Below are 15,250 nucleotides of genomic sequence, written 5' to 3'. Positions count from 1 at the left end.
TGCGTAGAGCTTCCAATGCCTGGGACACCTCAGAGCAGGTCGCCGTACTCCCAGTGCCACGGCTCGGGCTTCTCGCCGCCGGGTCGGGCCCAGGCGGGGTTGACGAAGCCGAACCGGCCCGCGTGCTCGGTCATCCACGTCCACTGCGGCGTGCCGGCGACGTGGACGCCGCCGCACAGGTCCACCGCCAGCGCCCAGCCGTGGTTCGACGTGCCCGGCACCGCGGCCAGGGCGGGCTTGCGGCGGAACGCGTCGACCTGCGCGGCGATCGACCGGTAGGAGTCGGTGATGCACAGCGGGCTGCCGAACGCCGCCTCGTACGCCGCCGCCAGCGCGGTGTAGCCGGCCGCGGCGTCGCAGCGCAGCGCGTGGCCGCGGGCGACCGGGCACAGCGCGTCGGCGGGGATCCGGCCGTTGCCCCAGCCGCCCCACGCGGGGCTCACCGGCCCGGCCGGTGGCGGGGGCGCGCCGCAGGCACCCCGGCCCGACGCCGTCGCCGGCAGCGGCGCGTTCGGCTGCGCCGGGGCCGGCAGGGTGACCCGCACCGCGCGGGCGTCCTCGGGCACCGACCGGACGCCGACCCGGTAAGTGGCGGCGGAGGCGCCGAGCACCTCGCCGTCGCCCACGTAGACCCCGACGTCCGAGCCGCCGTCGGAGACGACCAGGTCGCCGACCTGCAGCTGGGTGGCGGGCACGACCGCCGCGGCCGACCACTGCCCGGCCGCGGTGACCGGCAGGTCGTACCCGGCCAGCAGCCACGACGCCGCGGTGAGCCCGCCGCAGTCGAAGCTGTCGGGTCCGGTCGCGCCGGCGGCGTAGGGGCGGCCGGCCTGCGCCAGCGCGCTGCTGACCGCGGTCACCGTCTCGGCGGGCAGCACCGTCACCGGCCGGTTGCCGGCGACCGCCCACGCCACGCCGGGCACGGCCTGGCCCGCGGCGTCCAGCGCGGGGGAGAGACCCTCAGGCAGCCGGCCCGGATCGGCCAGGTCGGCCGCCGGTGCCGGCTCGATCCCGGCCGAGGCCAGCTCGGCGAGGTACCCCTGCCAGCGCTGCAGCGCCGCGGCGTTGCGCTGCTGCTCCGCACCGGCGGCGGGCACGGTGCCGAGCGCGGCCAGCTGCGCGGCGACGTCGAGCCCGAGGTCGCCGGCGCTCTCCCGGACCCCGGCCAGCAGCGTGCGGGCGTGCGCGGCCGCGGTGTCGACGGCGGCCCGTGCCGCGGCCACCCGGTCCGCTGCGGCCTCGGCGGCGGCCGCGGCGCGCTGGGCCCGGACGACGGCGGTCTCGCGCTCCCCGGCGGCGCGGTCGGCCAGCGCCTGCCGGTACAGGACGTCGGAGGTGGTGCCGGGCGTGCCGGCGTCCAGCGCGAGCACCGGCATCCGCCCGGTGGCCGGCGTCCGGTAGAGGTCGGCCGCGGCGGCGCCGACGGTGGCCTGCTCCGCGGCGAGGGCGGCCCGGGCGGCCTGCTCGTCGGCGACGGCGGCGGCGAGCTCGGCCTGCCGGGTGCCGACCTCGGCCTGCACGCGGCGGTAGGCGTCGGCGTCCTGCAGCAGCGTGCTGCGCGCGGCCAGCGCCAGGCCGGCCGGGTCGCCGGCGACGGTCGCCGCGCCGGGGGCGGACGTGGCGGGAGCCAGCAGCACGGTCAGTACCGGCACCAGCAGCGTGGCCAGGCCGACGACGAGCAGCCGGGTGCGCCACGGACCGCGCGGGTGCGGGCGGGCGGCCGCCCGGCGCCGGGCGGGTGCGCGCCGGGTGCGGCGGGCGGGCTTCCTCGATCGCGCGGCCCGGCGGGGAGCCGGGCGCGGGGACCCGGGACCGCCGGCGGCGGCGCGGGCAGCGAGCAGGGCGCGCAGCGCCTCGGCCTCGCGGGCGGTGAGCGGACGGCGGGGAGCGGGCGTGCGTGGTGCGGGCACGGCGGGGTCCCCCGGACGGTCGCGGTCGGCTGGCCGCGCTCCGGTGCGGAGCGCTCGCCGTCAGATCGACCGTCCGGGGGACCCGGAGGAGGGACGCGGGAGCGGGTCTCACCCCTCCGGGGGAGGGGCGCCGGGCACTTCCGGGGAAGTGCCCGGGAGGGGTCAGCGGTCGGGGGGCCACCAGGCGCCGTGGCGCGGGACGAGGGCGATGCGGTGCTCGCCCCCGTCCGCGGTGGAGACGACCAGCTCGACGGCGGTGATCACCAGCGCCCGGTCGTCGTCGCGCAGGAGCCGGCCGGTCGCCAGGGGGATCGGGGGGAGGACCAGGACGTCCTCGGCCGGCTCGCTGCCCATCGACGCCGTCGTCAGCGCTCGGCGAGCGGGACGAACGGCCGCTCGGTCTCGCCGGTGTACACCTGCCGCGGCCGGCCAATCTTCGTCGACGGGTCCTCGATCATCTCCCGCCACTGCGCGATCCAGCCGGGCAGCCGGCCGAGGGCGAACAGCACGGTGAACATCCGCGTCGGGAAGCCCATCGCCCGGTAGATCAGCCCGGTGTAGAAGTCGACGTTGGGATAGAGCTTGCGCTCGACGAAGTAGTCGTCGGACAGCGCGATCTCCTCGAGCTGGCGGGCCAGGTCGAGCAGCTGGTTGTCCCCGCCGAGCTTGTCGAGCACGGTGTCGGCGGTGCGCTTCACGATCGCCGCGCGCGGGTCGTAGTTCTTGTAGACCCGGTGGCCGAAGCCCATGAGCTTGACCCCGGGCTCCTTCTTCTTCACCCGCTCGACGAACGCCGGGATGTCGCCGCCCTCGCGCTGGATGGACTCCAGCATCTCCAGCACCGACTGGTTGGCCCCGCCGTGCAGCGGGCCGAACAGCGCGTTGATGCCGGCCGACACCGAGGCGAAGAGGTTGGCGTGCGAGGAGCCGACCAGCCGCACCGTCGACGTCGAGCAGTTCTGCTCGTGGTCGGCGTGCAGCACGAACAGCATGTCGAGCGCCGCGGCCAGGTCGGGGTCGACCTCGTAGGGCTCGGCGGGGAAGCCGAAGGTCATGCGCAGGAAGTTCTCGACCAGGCCGAGGGAGTTGTCCGGGTAGAGGAACGGCTGGCCGACCGACTTCTTGTACGCGTAGGCGGCGATCGTCGGGAGCTTGGCCAGCAGCCGGATCGTGGAGATCTCCACGTGGCGCGGGTCGAAGGGGTCCAGCGAGTCCTGGTAGAAGGTCGACAGCGCGCTGACCGCCGAGGACAGCACCGGCATGGGGTGCGCGTCGCGCGGGAAGCCCTGGAAGAACTGCTTGAGGTCCTCGTGCAGCAGCGTGTGCCGGCGCAGCCGGGCGTCGAACTCGGCCAGCTGGTCGGCCGTGGGCAGCTCGCCGAAGATCAGCAGGTAGGTGACCTCGAGGAAGCTCGCCTTCCCGGCGAGCTGGTCGATCGGGTACCCGCGGTAGCGCAGGATCCCGGCGTCGCCGTCGATGTAGGTGATCGCCGAGGTGCACGCGGCGGTGTTGACGAAGCCGATGTCGAGGGCGACCTGCCCGGTGGTCGCCAGCAGCTTGGAGACGTCGAGCCCGTCGGACCCCTCCGTCGCGGGCACCACGCGCATCGGCAGCTCACCTCCCGGGTGCCGGAGAGATACCTCGGGCGTGCTGTCAGCGGCGGCGGTGGCTGTCTCGGTCATGGTGGTCCGACGCTACTGGCGTCGGGCCCGTCAGACGACACGGACGGTCCTGCCGCGGGGTGGACCGGCGGTCCGGGCCCACCCCGCGGGACCTCAGGGGTGGGTCATCGAGAGGACGTCGAGGGCCTCGTCGAGCTGGGCCTCGGTGAGCTTGCCCTGGTCGACGTAGCCGCGCTCGAGCACCACCTGGCGGATGGTCTTGCGCTCGGCCAGCGACTGCTTGGCCACCTTGGCCGCCTCCTCGTAGCCGATGTACCGGTTCAGCGGGGTCACGATCGACGGCGAGGACTCGGCGTAGGTCCGGCACTGCTCGACGTTCGCGACGATCCCGTCGACGCAGCGGTCGGCGAGGATCCGGCTGACGTTGGCCAGCAGCCGGATCGACTCCAGCACGTTGCGCGCCATGAGCGGCAGCGTCACGTTGAGCTCGAAGACGCCGGTGGTGCCGGCGTAGGTGACCGCGGCGTCGTTGCCGATCACCTGGGCGGCCACCTGGATGACCGCCTCCGGGATCACCGGGTTGACCTTGCCGGGCATGATCGAGCTGCCCGGCTGCAGGTCCGGCAGTTGGATCTCGCCGAGGCCGGTGCGCGGGCCCGAGCCCATCCAGCGCAGGTCGTTGGCGATCTTGACCAGGCCGACGGCGATCGTCTTCAGCTGGCCGGAGGCCTCGACCAGGCCGTCGCGCGAGCTCTGCGCCTCGAAGTGGTCGCGCGCCTCGCGGAGCGGCAGGTCCAGCTCCGCGGCGAGCATGTCGATGATCGCGGCGGCGAAGCCGGGCGGGGTGTTGATCCCGGTGCCCACGGCGGTGCCGCCCAGCGGCAGCTCGCCGATGCGCGGCAGCGAGGCCTCCAGCCGCTCGACGCCGTACCGGATCGCCGCGGCATACCCGCCGAACTCCTGGCCCAGGGTGACCGGGGTGGCGTCCATGAGGTGGGTGCGGCCGCTCTTGACCACCTCGGCGAACTCGGTGGCCTTGCGCGACAGCGAGGCCTCAAGGTGCCGCAGCGCCGGGACCAGGTCGCGCACGATCGCGCGGGTGGCGGCCACGTGGATGGCCGAGGGGAAGACGTCGTTGGACGACTGCGACGCGTTGACGTGGTCGTTGGGGTGCACCGACGTGCCCGTGGCCTCGGTGGCCAGCGTCGCGATGACCTCGTTGGTGTTCATGTTGCTCGACGTCCCGGAGCCGGTCTGGAAGACGTCGATGGGGAAGTGCTCGTCCCACCTCCCGGCGGCCACCTCGGCGGCGGCGTCGGCGATGGCGGAGGCGACGTCGCCGTCGAGGACGCCGAGGTCGGCGTTGACCCGCGCCGCGGCGCCCTTGATGGCGGCCAGGGCGGCGATCAGCTCGCGCTCGACGGGCGTGCCGGAGATGGGGAAGTTCTCGACGGCGCGCTGGGTCTGGGCCCGCCACTTGGCCCAGGCGGGGACGCGGACCTCCCCCATGGAGTCGCGTTCGATGCGGTGGTCCTGCTCGGTGGCCACGCTGGCTCCCGTGTGGTGTCGGTGGGATCGGTGCTGCACGCGTGACCCTAAGAGGACCCCCTCGCCCCCCGCCGCTCGCATGCTCGCGGCGGGCCCCTGCGAGGGGGCCGCCGGTGGAGCAGTTGGAGCAGGCCCGGGGTGGGAACCGGGACGGGGCCGGGCGCGGACCCAGCGTGCGCCGGACACCCCGGTCCCAGGAGGCCCCGTGACCCACCCGCACGACCCCGCACCCGGCTCGGTCCCCGTGGGGGGCTGGACGCCCTGGGGGACGTGGGACCCGGCCGCCGGGCAGCCGCCGTCCCTGGCTCCGGCGCCTCCCGTGCCACCGCCGCCGGCCCGGTCCGGTCTGGGCGGCGCCGCGCTCGTCGCCGCCGGGCTGGTGCTCGGCCTGGTCCTGGCCGCCGTCGTCGGCGGGGTGCTGGTCCGCGGTGCGGTGCTGGACGCCGGCCGGGAGGCCGGGGAGGCCGTGGGCGAGTCGGTGTCGGAGGGGCTCTCCGGCGGCTTCGCCGACCCCCTCGCCGCCGGCGGCGGCCTCGGCGAGGTCGAGCAGTCCGCCCCCGTGCCGCCCGGGGAGCTCGGGCCCGACCCGGTGCTCGACGGGTACGCCCAGCAGTGCTTCGAGGGGGACCTGCAGTCCTGCGACGACCTGTACGTCGAGTCCCCGCCGCTGTCGGAGTACGAGGAGTACGGGCTCTCCTGCGGCGGGCGGGTCAAGGCCTGGGCGGTCCCGTACTGCACCGACCTCGACTGAGGCGCCGCCCGCGGCTGCCGTGGGCCCTGGGACGGAGGAGCCGTCGCGCCGCCGTCCCGTGACCCGAACGTGCTTCTCCCCCCTCCCCGCCGGACCTAGCCTGACCTGCGCCAGTGACCTGACCCGAGGAGCTCCCGCCATGTCCCAGCCGCCGTACCCGCCCCAGGGCGGCAACGACCCCTCGGGCCAGCAGCCCGGGCAGCAGGGGTGGGGGCAGTCCGACGACCCGACGCAGCAGCTCGGTCAGCCCGCCCCGCCCACCACCCAGTTCCAGCCCGGCCAGTACGGCCAGCCCGGCGGGGAGCAGCGCGACCCGACCGCACCCTTCGCCCAGCCCGACCCGAACCAGCAGTACGGGCAGCAGTACGCCCAGCAGTACGGGCAGCAGCCGGGCTACGACCCGAACCAGCCCTACGGCCAGCAGTACGCCCAGCAGTACGGGCAGCCGTACGGCCAGCAGCCCGGCTACGGCGGCCCGCCCCCGCGGCAGAAGAGCAAGAACCTCGCGGTCGTGCTGGGCGTCGTCGGGGTGCTCGTGCTCGCCGGCGTCGGCGCCCTGCTGTTCTTCCTCCTCCGCGACGACGGCGGCTCGACCGTCGCCGACCCGGCCACCACGACCAGCGCCACGAGGTCGTCGTCCCCGTCCTCCTCGGCGAGCTCGTCGGCGACCTCGTCGTCCCGCTCCTCGAGCCCGTCGTCCTCCAGCCCGTCGGCCCCGTCGTCCCCGGGCGGCGGCGGGTCGCCCGCGGCGCCGGCGCCGCCCACCGGCCTGGGCGACGACCCGACCTTCCAGCCGCTGGCCCAGTCGTGCTTCGACGGGGACCTCGCCACCTGCGACGAGCTGTGGCGCGTGACCCCCGTCGACTCGCCCTACGAGGACTACGCCGGCACCTGCGCCGGCCGGGTCGAGTACGAGGGCGGCGGCACCTGCCAGGCCCGCCTCGGCGACGGCGGGGGGACCGGCGGCACGACGCCGGCCGACCCCACCGCGCCGACCGGCCTGGGCGACGACCCGACCTTCCAGCCGCTGGCCCAGAGCTGCTTCACCGGTGACTGGACGGCCTGCGACCAGCTGTGGCGCGACACGCCGTCGGGCTCGCCCTACGAGCAGTACGCCGGCACCTGCGCCGGCCGCCTGCCCTACGAGGACCTCGGCACCTGCGAGGACCGGCTGGGCTGAACCCCGTCCGGCGGGCGCGGGCCCGGCACCCCTCGGGGTGCCGGGCCCGTGCTCACTCCTCCTCGGAGGAGCGGTCGAAGGGCACCGCGGAGTAGGCGCGCAGCTTCTCGAGCGAGTGCAGGCTGTCGATGGAGCGGATGGTGCCCGAGCGGGAGCGCATCACCAGCGACTGCGTGGTGCAACCCCCCGCCCGGTACTGCACGCCGCGGAGCAGCTCGCCGTCGGTGATGCCGGTGGCCACGAAGAAGACGTCGCCGCGCACCAGGTCGTCGATCTGCAGCACCCGGTCGAGGTCGTGGCCGGCGTCGACCGCCTTCTGCCGCTCCTCGTCGTCCTTGGGCCACAGCCGGCCCTGCAGCGTGCCGCCCATGCACTTGAGCGCGCAGGCGGCGATGATCCCCTCGGGCGTGCCGCCGATGCCCATGAGCAGGTCGACGCCGGTGCCCTCCCGGGCCGCGGCGATGGCGCCGGCGACGTCGCCGTCGGAGATGAACTTGATCCGGGCGCCGGCCTCGCGGACCTCGTGCACGAGCTGCTCGTGGCGCGGCCGGTCGAGGATGCACACGGTGACGTCGGCGACCGAGCTGTGCTTGGCCCTCGCGACCCGGCGGACGTTCTCCGCGACCGGGGCGGTGATGTCGACGGCGTCGGCGGCGGCCGGACCGGTGGCGATCTTCTCCATGTAGAAGACGGCCGACGGGTCGTACATGGCGCCCCGGTCGGCCACCGCCATGACCGCGATCGCGTTGGGCATGCCCTTGGCCATCAGCGTGGTGCCGTCGATGGGGTCGACGGCGACGTCGCACTCGGGCCCGTAGCCGTCGCCGACCTGCTCGCCGTTGTAGAGCATGGGCGCCTCGTCCTTCTCGCCCTCGCCGATCACGACGACGCCGCGCATGGTCACGGTGCCGATGAGCGCGCGCATCGCGTCGACCGCCGCGCCGTCGCCGCCGTTCTTGTCCCCGCGCCCCACCCAGCGGCCGGCGGCCATCGCGGCGGCCTCGGTGACCCGGACCAGCTCGAGGGCCAGGTTCCGGTCGGGCGCCGGGCGGTCGGTGCGGAAGGTGCTCGGGCGGGGGGCCGGGGGTACGGGGCCGTCGGGTACGGGAAGGATCACGGGACCTCCAACGTCGGCGTCGTTGCCGGGTCCCCACCGTCCCGGCGACCCGGCCCCGGTGCCGGTCGGGCGGGCGGGTGCGCCGGGTGCGGGGCAGCGGGGTTCTGGATCGGTGCTGCGATCCTAGGGGCATGACCACCACCGGGCCGTCGGGCCGGCAGGCCCCCGAGGAGCAGTCCCCGCCGGAGCAGCCGCCGCCGGCGCCGTCGGCCGTCGAGCGGGCCAACCGGATGAGCGCGGCGAACATGGTCCGGTCACTGCTGCCGCTGGTGGTCATCTGCCTGCTCGTCGTGGGCTGGGTCGCCTTCCGGCAGGGGGAGGTGGACCCGGTCCGACCGATCGACCCCAGCAGCTCGGTGCAGCTGGCCGCGTCCCGCGCGGGCTACACCGTGGAGGCGCCGACCGGGCTGCCCGACGGCTACCGGCCCACCAGCGCCCGCACCGACGCCGGGGACGCCGGCGAGGGCGCACCGGTGACCCTCGAGGTGGGCTACGTGACGCCGTCGGACGAGTACGCGGGGTTCCTCACCACCGACGACCCCCGCGCCGAGCGGCTGACCGCGGTGCTCGACGGCGCCGAGGAGGACGGCAGCGTCGACCTCGCGGGCCGCACCTGGACCCGGTCGACCAGCACGCGCGGCGAGACGGTGCTGTCCCGGGAGGAGGACGGGGTGACCACGCTGGTCACCGGCTCGGCCGACGACGAGGAGCTGGAGACCGTGGCCGCCTCGCTCGCCCCCGTCGTGGTGCGCTGAGCCCTACTCCTCCCGGTCGCCGGGGCTCGCGGCGGCCAGCCGCTCGCGGGCGCGGTCGAGCCAGTGCCGGCACAGCTCGGCCAGCTGCTCCCCGCGCTCCCACAGCGCCAGCGACTCCTCGAGGGTGAGCCCGCCGGCCTCCAGCCGGCGCACCACGTCGGCCAGCTCCTCGCGGGCCTGCTCGTAGGTCTGCGTCGGCTGCTCGGTCGTCGGCTCGCTCACGGCTCCCCATCCTGCCCGTCGACCCGGACGGCCAGCCGCCCACCCGCGACCCGCACCGCCAGCCGCTCGCCGTCGGCCACCTCGCCGGGGTCGCGGACCAGCGCACCGTCGGCCCGCTGCACCAGCGCGTAGCCGCGCTGCAGCGTCGCCTGCGGCGAGAGGGCGGCGACCCGGGCGCGGGCGTGCTCGAGGTCGCGCTCGGCGGTCTCGACCCGGTGGGTGAGCGTGCGGCGGGCCCGGTCGCGCAGCGCGGCGACGTCGTCGGCCCGGCCGTGCAGCAGTCGCTCGGGATCGGCGAGCACCGGCCGGCTGCGGACGCTGTCGAGCCACCGCTCGGACTGCTCGACCCGGACGGTGAGCAGGTGCCGGGCGCGGGCGCGCAGGCCGTCGACCAGCCGCCGCTGCTCGCCGATCTCGGGGACCACCCGGTGGGCGGCGTCGGTGGGGGTGGCGGCGCGGACGTCGGCGACGTGGTCGACCAGCGTGGTGTCGGTCTCGTGGCCGACGGCGGTGACCACCGGGGTGCGGCAGGCGGCGATGGCGCGGACGAGGCCCTCGTCGGAGAAGGGCAGCAGGTCCTCGACCGACCCGCCGCCGCGGGCGAGGACGATGACCTCCACCTCCGGGTCGCGGTCGAGCCGCTGCAGCCCGTCGATCACCGACGCCGCGGCGTTCACCCCCTGCACCAGGCTGTGGTGCACGGCGAAGCGCACCGCCGGCCACCGCCGTCGGGCGGTGACCAGCACGTCGCGCTCGGCCGCGGAGTCCTTGCCGGTGACCAGGCCGACGACGGCGGGCGCGAAGGGCAGCGGGCGCTTGCGGGCGGCGTCGAACAGGCCCTCGGCGGCCAGCAGCCGGCGGATCCGCTCGATGCGGGCCAGCAGCTCGCCCAGGCCGACGGCGCGGATCTCGGTGGCGCGGAGGGAGAACGAGCCGCGGGCGATGTAGTAGTCGGGCCGGGCCCGCACGACGACGCGGGCGCCCTCGGTGAGCTCGAGGCCGGGCCGGTCGGCGACGTCGCGGGCGCAGGTGACCGGCACCGACAGGTCGGCGGCGGGGTCGCGCAGGGTCAGGAAGACCGTGGCCGCACCGCGCCGGGACAACTGGGCGACCTGCCCCTCGACCCACACCTCACCGAGCCGGCCGATCCACTCGGCGACCTTGCGGGCCACCGTGCGGACCGGCCAGGGCGCCTCGGGCGTGGAGGGGGCGGTCATGCCCGCGACTGTGCCAGGCGGGACCGACGGCTCCGCCCGGCCCCCCGGGCGCTAGCCCCTGGGCTGGAGCGGGCTGGCGTCGACCGCCTGCTGCTCCAGCTTCTCCAGCCGGTTGCGCAGCATCGTGACGAACTGCGACCGGTTGCGGGTGGCCTCCTCGTAGGCGAGCAGGTCCTGCACGGTGGCGAGCTGGTAGCCGCGCAGCCGCCCGCGCAGCTGGGCGATGGTGAAGGAGTCGTAGCCCTCGACCGGCGCGGTCCCGGCCGCCTGCGACCCCGAGACGTCGCTGCCGCCCTGGGCGTCGTCGGTGGGGGCGTCGGACCCGCCGCCCACGGCGTCGACCGCGGCGCCCTCGGCGCGGGCCGCGTCCTCCTCGGCGGTGCCGGTCTCGCCGACGTCGGTGCGCACGCCGGTGGCGGCCGCGACCGGGGTGCCGCCCTCGTCGACGGCGGTGTCCTCGGTGGCGGCACCGGAGTCCTCGCCGGGACCGGCCTCGGGCGCGACGACGCCCTCGTCGGTCACCGTGCCCTCGACCGTGGTGACCTGGCCGTCGGGGGTGACGACGTCGACCTCGGCGGCCCCGTCGGTGTCCCGGCCGGCGTCGGGGGCGGAGTCGGCCAGCCCGATGTCGGTGTCCGCGGTGCCGGAGTCGGCCGCGTCGGGCGTCGCCGTGTCGTCGCTGCCCACGTCGGGCGCGCCGGCCAGTTCACCGACCGGGGAGCCGCCCGGGTCGCTGGCCGCCGGTGCGTCGTCGGTGGCCGGCGCCGCGCCGGTGCCCTCGGCCTCGAGCAGCGCGCTCTCCAGCGCGTCCTCGGCGGTGAGCGCGGAGTCGGCGGCGCCGAGCGCCGCCTCGGCCTCCTCGGCGCCCAGGACCTGGTCGGTGACGTCCTCGACGGCGGCCACCACGGCGGCCGGCGACGGGTCCTGCGGCAGGCCGGCGAGCTCGTCGTCGACCAGGCCGGCCGCGTCGGTGTCGACGTCGACCTCCATCACGTCGACCTCGGTGAGCTCGGTGACCGAGTCGGGCTCGGCCAGGGCGGCGGCGGTGTCCTCGACGGCGGCCACCACGGCGTCGGCTGCCGGGTCGCCGGGGAGGGTCGCGACCTCGTCGTCGGAGATGCCGTCCCCGACGGTGTCGACGTCGGGGGCGCGGTCGAAGGCGGAGTCGCGCAGCACGTCGATCGGCTGCGCGACCAGCCCGGCGCCGGCCGGCTGCTCGTCCTCGTCGTCGTCGAAGGTGGCCAGGCCCGGCTCCCGCTCGCCGCGCAGCCCGGTGAGCACCTCGTCCCCGCGGGCCACCAGTCCCGACCACTGCTGCTGCAGTTTCATCGCCGCCTGCAGCGCGATGCCGACGAGGCGCACCGGCAGGCCCGGCAGCGTCCGGGGGAGGCTGCGGACGTCGTCGATGACGGTGGCGGCCAGCCCCACGGTGGCGCGGACGGGCTCGGGGATCTCACGGGACATGCGCCCCAGCCTGCCCCAGCCGGTCTGCGTCGGCACCACGGCCCCGGCCGCTGCCACCCGGTCGGGCGGGTGGGCGTGTCCGGGGTCTCGTCCGCGGTCCCCGCGGGAGCCGGGGCGGCGGCCGGGAGCCGCATACCATCGGGGCATGGCTGATCAGCGCGGACGGGTCCTGCTGGCCGATCCCCGGGGCTACTGCGCCGGTGTCGACCGGGCGGTGGTGGCCGTCGAGCGGGCGCTGGAGATCCACGGCGCCCCGGTGTACGTCCGCAAGCAGATCGTCCACAACAAGCACGTGGTGGCCACGCTCGAGCGGCGGGGCGCGGTCTTCGTCGACGAGACCGACGAGGTGCCCGAGGGCTCGGTCGTCGTCTTCAGCGCCCACGGCGTCTCCCCGGCCGTCCACGAGGAGGCCGCCGCCCGGCAGCTGCGCACCATCGACGCCACCTGCCCGCTGGTGACCAAGGTGCACCAGGAGGCCAAGCGCTTCGCCCGCGACGACTACGACATCCTGCTGATCGGCCACCGCGGCCACGAGGAGGTCGAGGGCACCTCGGGCGAGGCCCCGTCGCACATCCAGCTCGTCGACGGTCCCGACGACGTGGCCGACGTGCAGGTGCGCGACCCGGAGAGGGTCGTCTGGCTGTCGCAGACGACCCTCTCGGTCGACGAGACGCTCGCCACGGTCGACCAGCTCCGGACCCGCTTCCCGGGGCTGCAGTCCCCGCCCAGTGACGACATCTGCTACGCCACGCAGAACCGGCAGCAGGCGGTCAAGCAGATGGCGCCCGCCTGCGACCTGGTGGTCGTCGTCGGCTCCACCAACTCGTCGAACTCGGTGCGCCTGGTCGAGGTGGCGCTGGAGGCCGGCGCCCGCGCCGCGCACCTGGTCGACTACGCCAGCGAGATCGACCCGGCGTGGCTCGAGGGCGTGTCCACGGTCGGCGTCACCAGCGGCGCGTCGGTGCCCGAGGTGCTGGTCGGTGAGGTCCTCGACTGGCTGGCCGAGCGCGGCTACCCCGACGTCGAGACGGTCAAGGCCGCCGAGGAGCGGCTGGTGTTCGCGCTGCCGCACGAGCTGCGGCCACGGCGCGGCGAGTCCGCCCGTCCCACCCGCTGAGCGAACGAGAAGGGGGGGGGGGCGGGGGGGGGGGGGGGGGGGGGGGGGGGGGGGGGGGGGGGGGGGGGGGGGGGAGGGCCGGGCAGGGCGGGGGGTGACCGCCGCGCCCACCCGCGCGCGCACGGCGGCGCCCCGCGGGGGGGGGCGGCGGGCCCCCTTCTCGTGTCCGGGGCCGTCAGCGGCCGCGGGCGGCCCAGCGGATGACGGCGAGCACCGCGGCGACGGCGGTGGCGACGGCCATGGTGGGGAAGCCGCGGATGAGGACGGTGGCGATCGTCGGCACGCTGAAGGTGGCCGACGGGGCCAGGCCGATGTTGACCGCGGCGACCGCCACGAAGACCAGCGGCGGGCAGGCGACCACGGTCAGCAGGTCGCGCCGGCGCACCAGCAGCGTGCCGACGGCGGCGGCCGCGACCAGGGTGACCAGCGTCAGCGTGCCGAGCCCGACGGCGAGGAAGGAGTCGACGGCGCCGCCGGCCAGCGTCATGACGAACACGCCGAGGACGGCGAGGCTGCCGCGCAACCCGCTCGCGCGACCGGCGTCGGGCGGGGTGCCGCGGGACGAGCCGCGCGGACCGCGGGCGGGGCCCCCGGCGCGGCCGGGCTCGCGGGCCGGTGCGGGGTCGGCCGGCCGGCCGTGGCGCGGCGGGGCCGCGACGGCGTCACGGTCGGCGACCGGGGGCACGGGGACCGGGACGCGCTGGGACGGGCGGGCCGCCGGGGGCCGCCCGTCGGGCACCGGCCGCCCGTGACCGGCGCCCGCGCCGTGGCCCGGTCCTGCGGGGCGGCCGCGCGGGTGCGGCGGGGGCACCGGCGGCAGCGACATGCGGGAGGCCCGGGCGGGCGTCGCGTCCAGCCGCGGCAGGTCCGGGCGCGGGGCCGGTGCGCCGGCGAGGGGGCGCTGGCGGCGGCTCCCGCTGTCGTGCCAGGTGTCGGCTGCGCTCGCCGAGGCCATGGCCACCTCCCCGTTCGGTCCGGCCTGCCCGTGCCGGGCCGGTGTCGTGCTCACGGTAGCGAGGGGACCCCGCCCGCAGGGGCACCGCGCGGTGTCGATCCACGACAGGTCGCCGTGTCGATTTGGCAACTCTGGTGCAGGGGTGGGGTCGGTGTGACGGAGGGGTCCACAGCGACCGCCGGGACGCCGGCCGCCACGTGCTCCGGCCGGTCAGCCGCCGTCGGTGAGCCGCCAGCGCAGCGGGACGTCGTCGACGGCGGGGGCGGCGTCGTCGTCCGGGTCGTCGGTGGCCGGGCGCAGCTGCCGGACCACCGCCTCCACCTCGGGCGGGGACGGCACCGCCGTCTCACCCACGCCGAGGTCGTCGAAGCGGCGGGCGGCGGCGAGGACGGAGCGCTCGTAGGAGCCGACCGTCTCGTTGTAGCGGGTGAGCGTGGTGCCCAGGGCCGCGCCCAGCCGGGTCAGGTGCCCCGACAGCGTGGTGAGGCGGGCGTGCAGCCGGCGGCCGACCTCGATGACCTGGTCGGCGTCGCGCGCCAGCCGCTCCTGCCGCCACGAGTGGGCGACCGTGCGCAGCAGGGCGAGCAGCGTGCTGGGGGTGGCGATGACGACGTCGCGGCCGAAGCCGTACTCCAGGAGCGCGGGCTCGGCCTCCAGCGCCGTGGTGAGGAAGCCGTCGGAGGGGACGAACAGCACGGTGAACGGAGCCGCGGGCCGGAACGCGGTGGGGTAGCGGCGGGCGGACAGCGCGTCGACGTGCGCGCGCAGCTGGCGGGCGTGCGCCGCGACGCGCTGGACGCGGACGGCCTCGTCGGTGGCCTGCACCGCCTCGATGTAGCCGGTGAAGGGCACCTTCGCGTCGACCACGACCTGCCGGCCGTCGGCGAGGGTGACCACGAGGTCGGGCCGGACGCCGGCGCCCTCGTCGTTGGTGGACGAGGGCTGCTCGACGAAGTCGCAGTGCTCGAGCAGGCCCGCCACCTCGACGACGCGGCGCAGCTGCACCTCGCCCCAGCGGCCCCGGACGTGCGGGGTGCGCAGCGCGGTGACCAGCGCCGCCGTCTCCTGGCGCAGCAGCGCGCTGGTCTGCCCGACGGCGCCCATCTGCTCGCGCAGCTCGCCGTGGGCGGTGGCCCGGTCCCGCTCGATGCCGGCCAGCAGCCGGTGCAGGTGGTCGAGCGACTCGTGCACCGGCTCGAGCCCGTCGTCGGCCGGCCGGCGGCGCGACACCAGCGCGACGACGCCCAGCGCGACGGCGGCCCCCAGCAGCGCGCCGAGCAGCAGGCCGAGCAGGAGGGAGGCGGCGTCCACGGCGAGCAGCGTGCAGGACGCCACCGACATCTCCCGGGAGGCAGTGCCCTTGTCGCGATGTCGGCACCTCCAGGAGGTGCC

At 76.5% G+C, this 15,250-nt stretch carries 14 protein-coding genes; 4 read left to right on the top strand and 10 right to left on the bottom strand.

Going from position 1 to position 15,250, the window contains the following annotated elements:
- Nucleotides 1–29 precede the first annotated feature (29 nt).
- The 4 genes from ACI78U_RS17360 to ACI78U_RS17345 form a co-directional block, all read right to left on the bottom strand.
- The gene (locus ACI78U_RS17360) at nt 30–1,910 is read right to left on the bottom strand and encodes an NlpC/P60 family protein (RefSeq protein ID WP_456876634.1); all 1,881 of its coding nucleotides are present in this window, start codon (nt 1,908–1,910) and stop codon (nt 30–32) included.
- A gap of 162 nt (nt 1,911–2,072) precedes the next feature.
- A complete protein-coding gene (locus ACI78U_RS17355; RefSeq protein ID WP_456876633.1) occupies nt 2,073–2,264 on the bottom strand; it encodes a hypothetical protein in 192 nt (63 codons plus the stop codon).
- 11 nt (nt 2,265–2,275) lie between these two features.
- Nucleotides 2,276–3,592 (bottom strand): citrate synthase, encoded by a 1,317-nt coding sequence (locus tag ACI78U_RS17350; protein ID WP_456876632.1) that lies wholly within the window; start codon nt 3,590–3,592, stop codon nt 2,276–2,278.
- A 93-nt stretch (nt 3,593–3,685) separates the two neighbouring features.
- Nucleotides 3,686–5,080 carry a class II fumarate hydratase gene (locus ACI78U_RS17345; protein WP_456876631.1) on the bottom strand — a complete coding sequence of 465 codons (1,395 nt, stop codon included), beginning with the start codon at nt 5,078–5,080 and terminating at the stop codon, nt 3,686–3,688.
- 205 nt (nt 5,081–5,285) lie between these two features.
- On the opposite strand from ACI78U_RS17345, the gene ACI78U_RS17340 reads away from it, so the two are divergent.
- Nucleotides 5,286–5,831, top strand: a complete 546-nt coding sequence (locus ACI78U_RS17340) for a hypothetical protein (protein ID WP_456876630.1) — start codon at nt 5,286–5,288, stop codon at nt 5,829–5,831.
- Between the two features lie 139 nt (nt 5,832–5,970).
- Nucleotides 5,971–7,011 (top strand): hypothetical protein, encoded by a 1,041-nt coding sequence (locus ACI78U_RS17335; protein ID WP_456876629.1) that lies wholly within the window; start codon nt 5,971–5,973, stop codon nt 7,009–7,011.
- Nucleotides 7,012–7,063: 52 nt separating this feature from the next.
- On the opposite strand, the gene glpX is transcribed toward ACI78U_RS17335, so the two are convergent.
- Nucleotides 7,064–8,128, bottom strand: a complete 1,065-nt coding sequence (gene glpX / locus ACI78U_RS17330) for a class II fructose-bisphosphatase (RefSeq protein ID WP_456876628.1) — start codon at nt 8,126–8,128, stop codon at nt 7,064–7,066.
- 131 nt (nt 8,129–8,259) lie between these two features.
- On the opposite strand from glpX, the gene ACI78U_RS17325 reads away from it, so the two are divergent.
- Nucleotides 8,260–8,883 (top strand): DUF4245 domain-containing protein, encoded by a 624-nt coding sequence (locus ACI78U_RS17325; RefSeq protein ID WP_456876627.1) that lies wholly within the window; start codon nt 8,260–8,262, stop codon nt 8,881–8,883.
- Between the two features lie 3 nt (nt 8,884–8,886).
- On the opposite strand, the gene ACI78U_RS17320 is transcribed toward ACI78U_RS17325, so the two are convergent.
- From ACI78U_RS17320 to ACI78U_RS17310, 3 genes are read right to left on the bottom strand one after another with little or no spacing between them, the layout of a single operon-like run.
- Nucleotides 8,887–9,105 (bottom strand): exodeoxyribonuclease VII small subunit, encoded by a 219-nt coding sequence (locus tag ACI78U_RS17320; RefSeq protein ID WP_456876626.1) that lies wholly within the window; start codon nt 9,103–9,105, stop codon nt 8,887–8,889.
- Nucleotides 9,102–10,322: an exodeoxyribonuclease VII large subunit gene (xseA, locus tag ACI78U_RS17315; RefSeq protein ID WP_456876625.1), complete on the bottom strand. Its 1,221-nt coding sequence runs from the start codon at nt 10,320–10,322 to the stop codon at nt 9,102–9,104. Before xseA ends, ACI78U_RS17320 begins: the two co-directional genes overlap by 4 nt.
- Before the next feature lie 51 nt (nt 10,323–10,373).
- Nucleotides 10,374–11,786, bottom strand: a complete 1,413-nt coding sequence (locus tag ACI78U_RS17310) for a hypothetical protein (RefSeq protein ID WP_456876624.1) — start codon at nt 11,784–11,786, stop codon at nt 10,374–10,376.
- Between the two features lie 145 nt (nt 11,787–11,931).
- Here ACI78U_RS17310 and ACI78U_RS17305 point away from each other — a divergent pair, with 145 nt between their 5' ends.
- The gene (locus tag ACI78U_RS17305) at nt 11,932–12,903 is read left to right on the top strand and encodes a 4-hydroxy-3-methylbut-2-enyl diphosphate reductase (protein ID WP_456876623.1); all 972 of its coding nucleotides are present in this window, start codon (nt 11,932–11,934) and stop codon (nt 12,901–12,903) included.
- A 175-nt stretch (nt 12,904–13,078) separates the two neighbouring features.
- Here ACI78U_RS17305 and ACI78U_RS17300 read toward each other — a convergent pair whose 3' ends face one another.
- Together ACI78U_RS17300 and ACI78U_RS17295 are read right to left on the bottom strand one after the other, a co-directional pair.
- Nucleotides 13,079–13,912: a DUF6542 domain-containing protein gene (locus tag ACI78U_RS17300; protein ID WP_456876622.1), complete on the bottom strand. Its 834-nt coding sequence runs from the start codon at nt 13,910–13,912 to the stop codon at nt 13,079–13,081.
- Nucleotides 13,913–14,068: 156 nt separating this feature from the next.
- A complete protein-coding gene (locus ACI78U_RS17295; RefSeq protein WP_456876621.1) occupies nt 14,069–15,193 on the bottom strand; it encodes a DNA recombination protein RmuC in 1,125 nt (374 codons plus the stop codon).
- Nucleotides 15,194–15,250 lie beyond the last annotated feature (57 nt).

Source organism: Geodermatophilus sp. SYSU D00710 (genome assembly GCF_054050195.1).
Note: the sequence above shows the minus strand (reverse complement) of the source record. Positions and strands in the feature narration are given on the sequence as shown.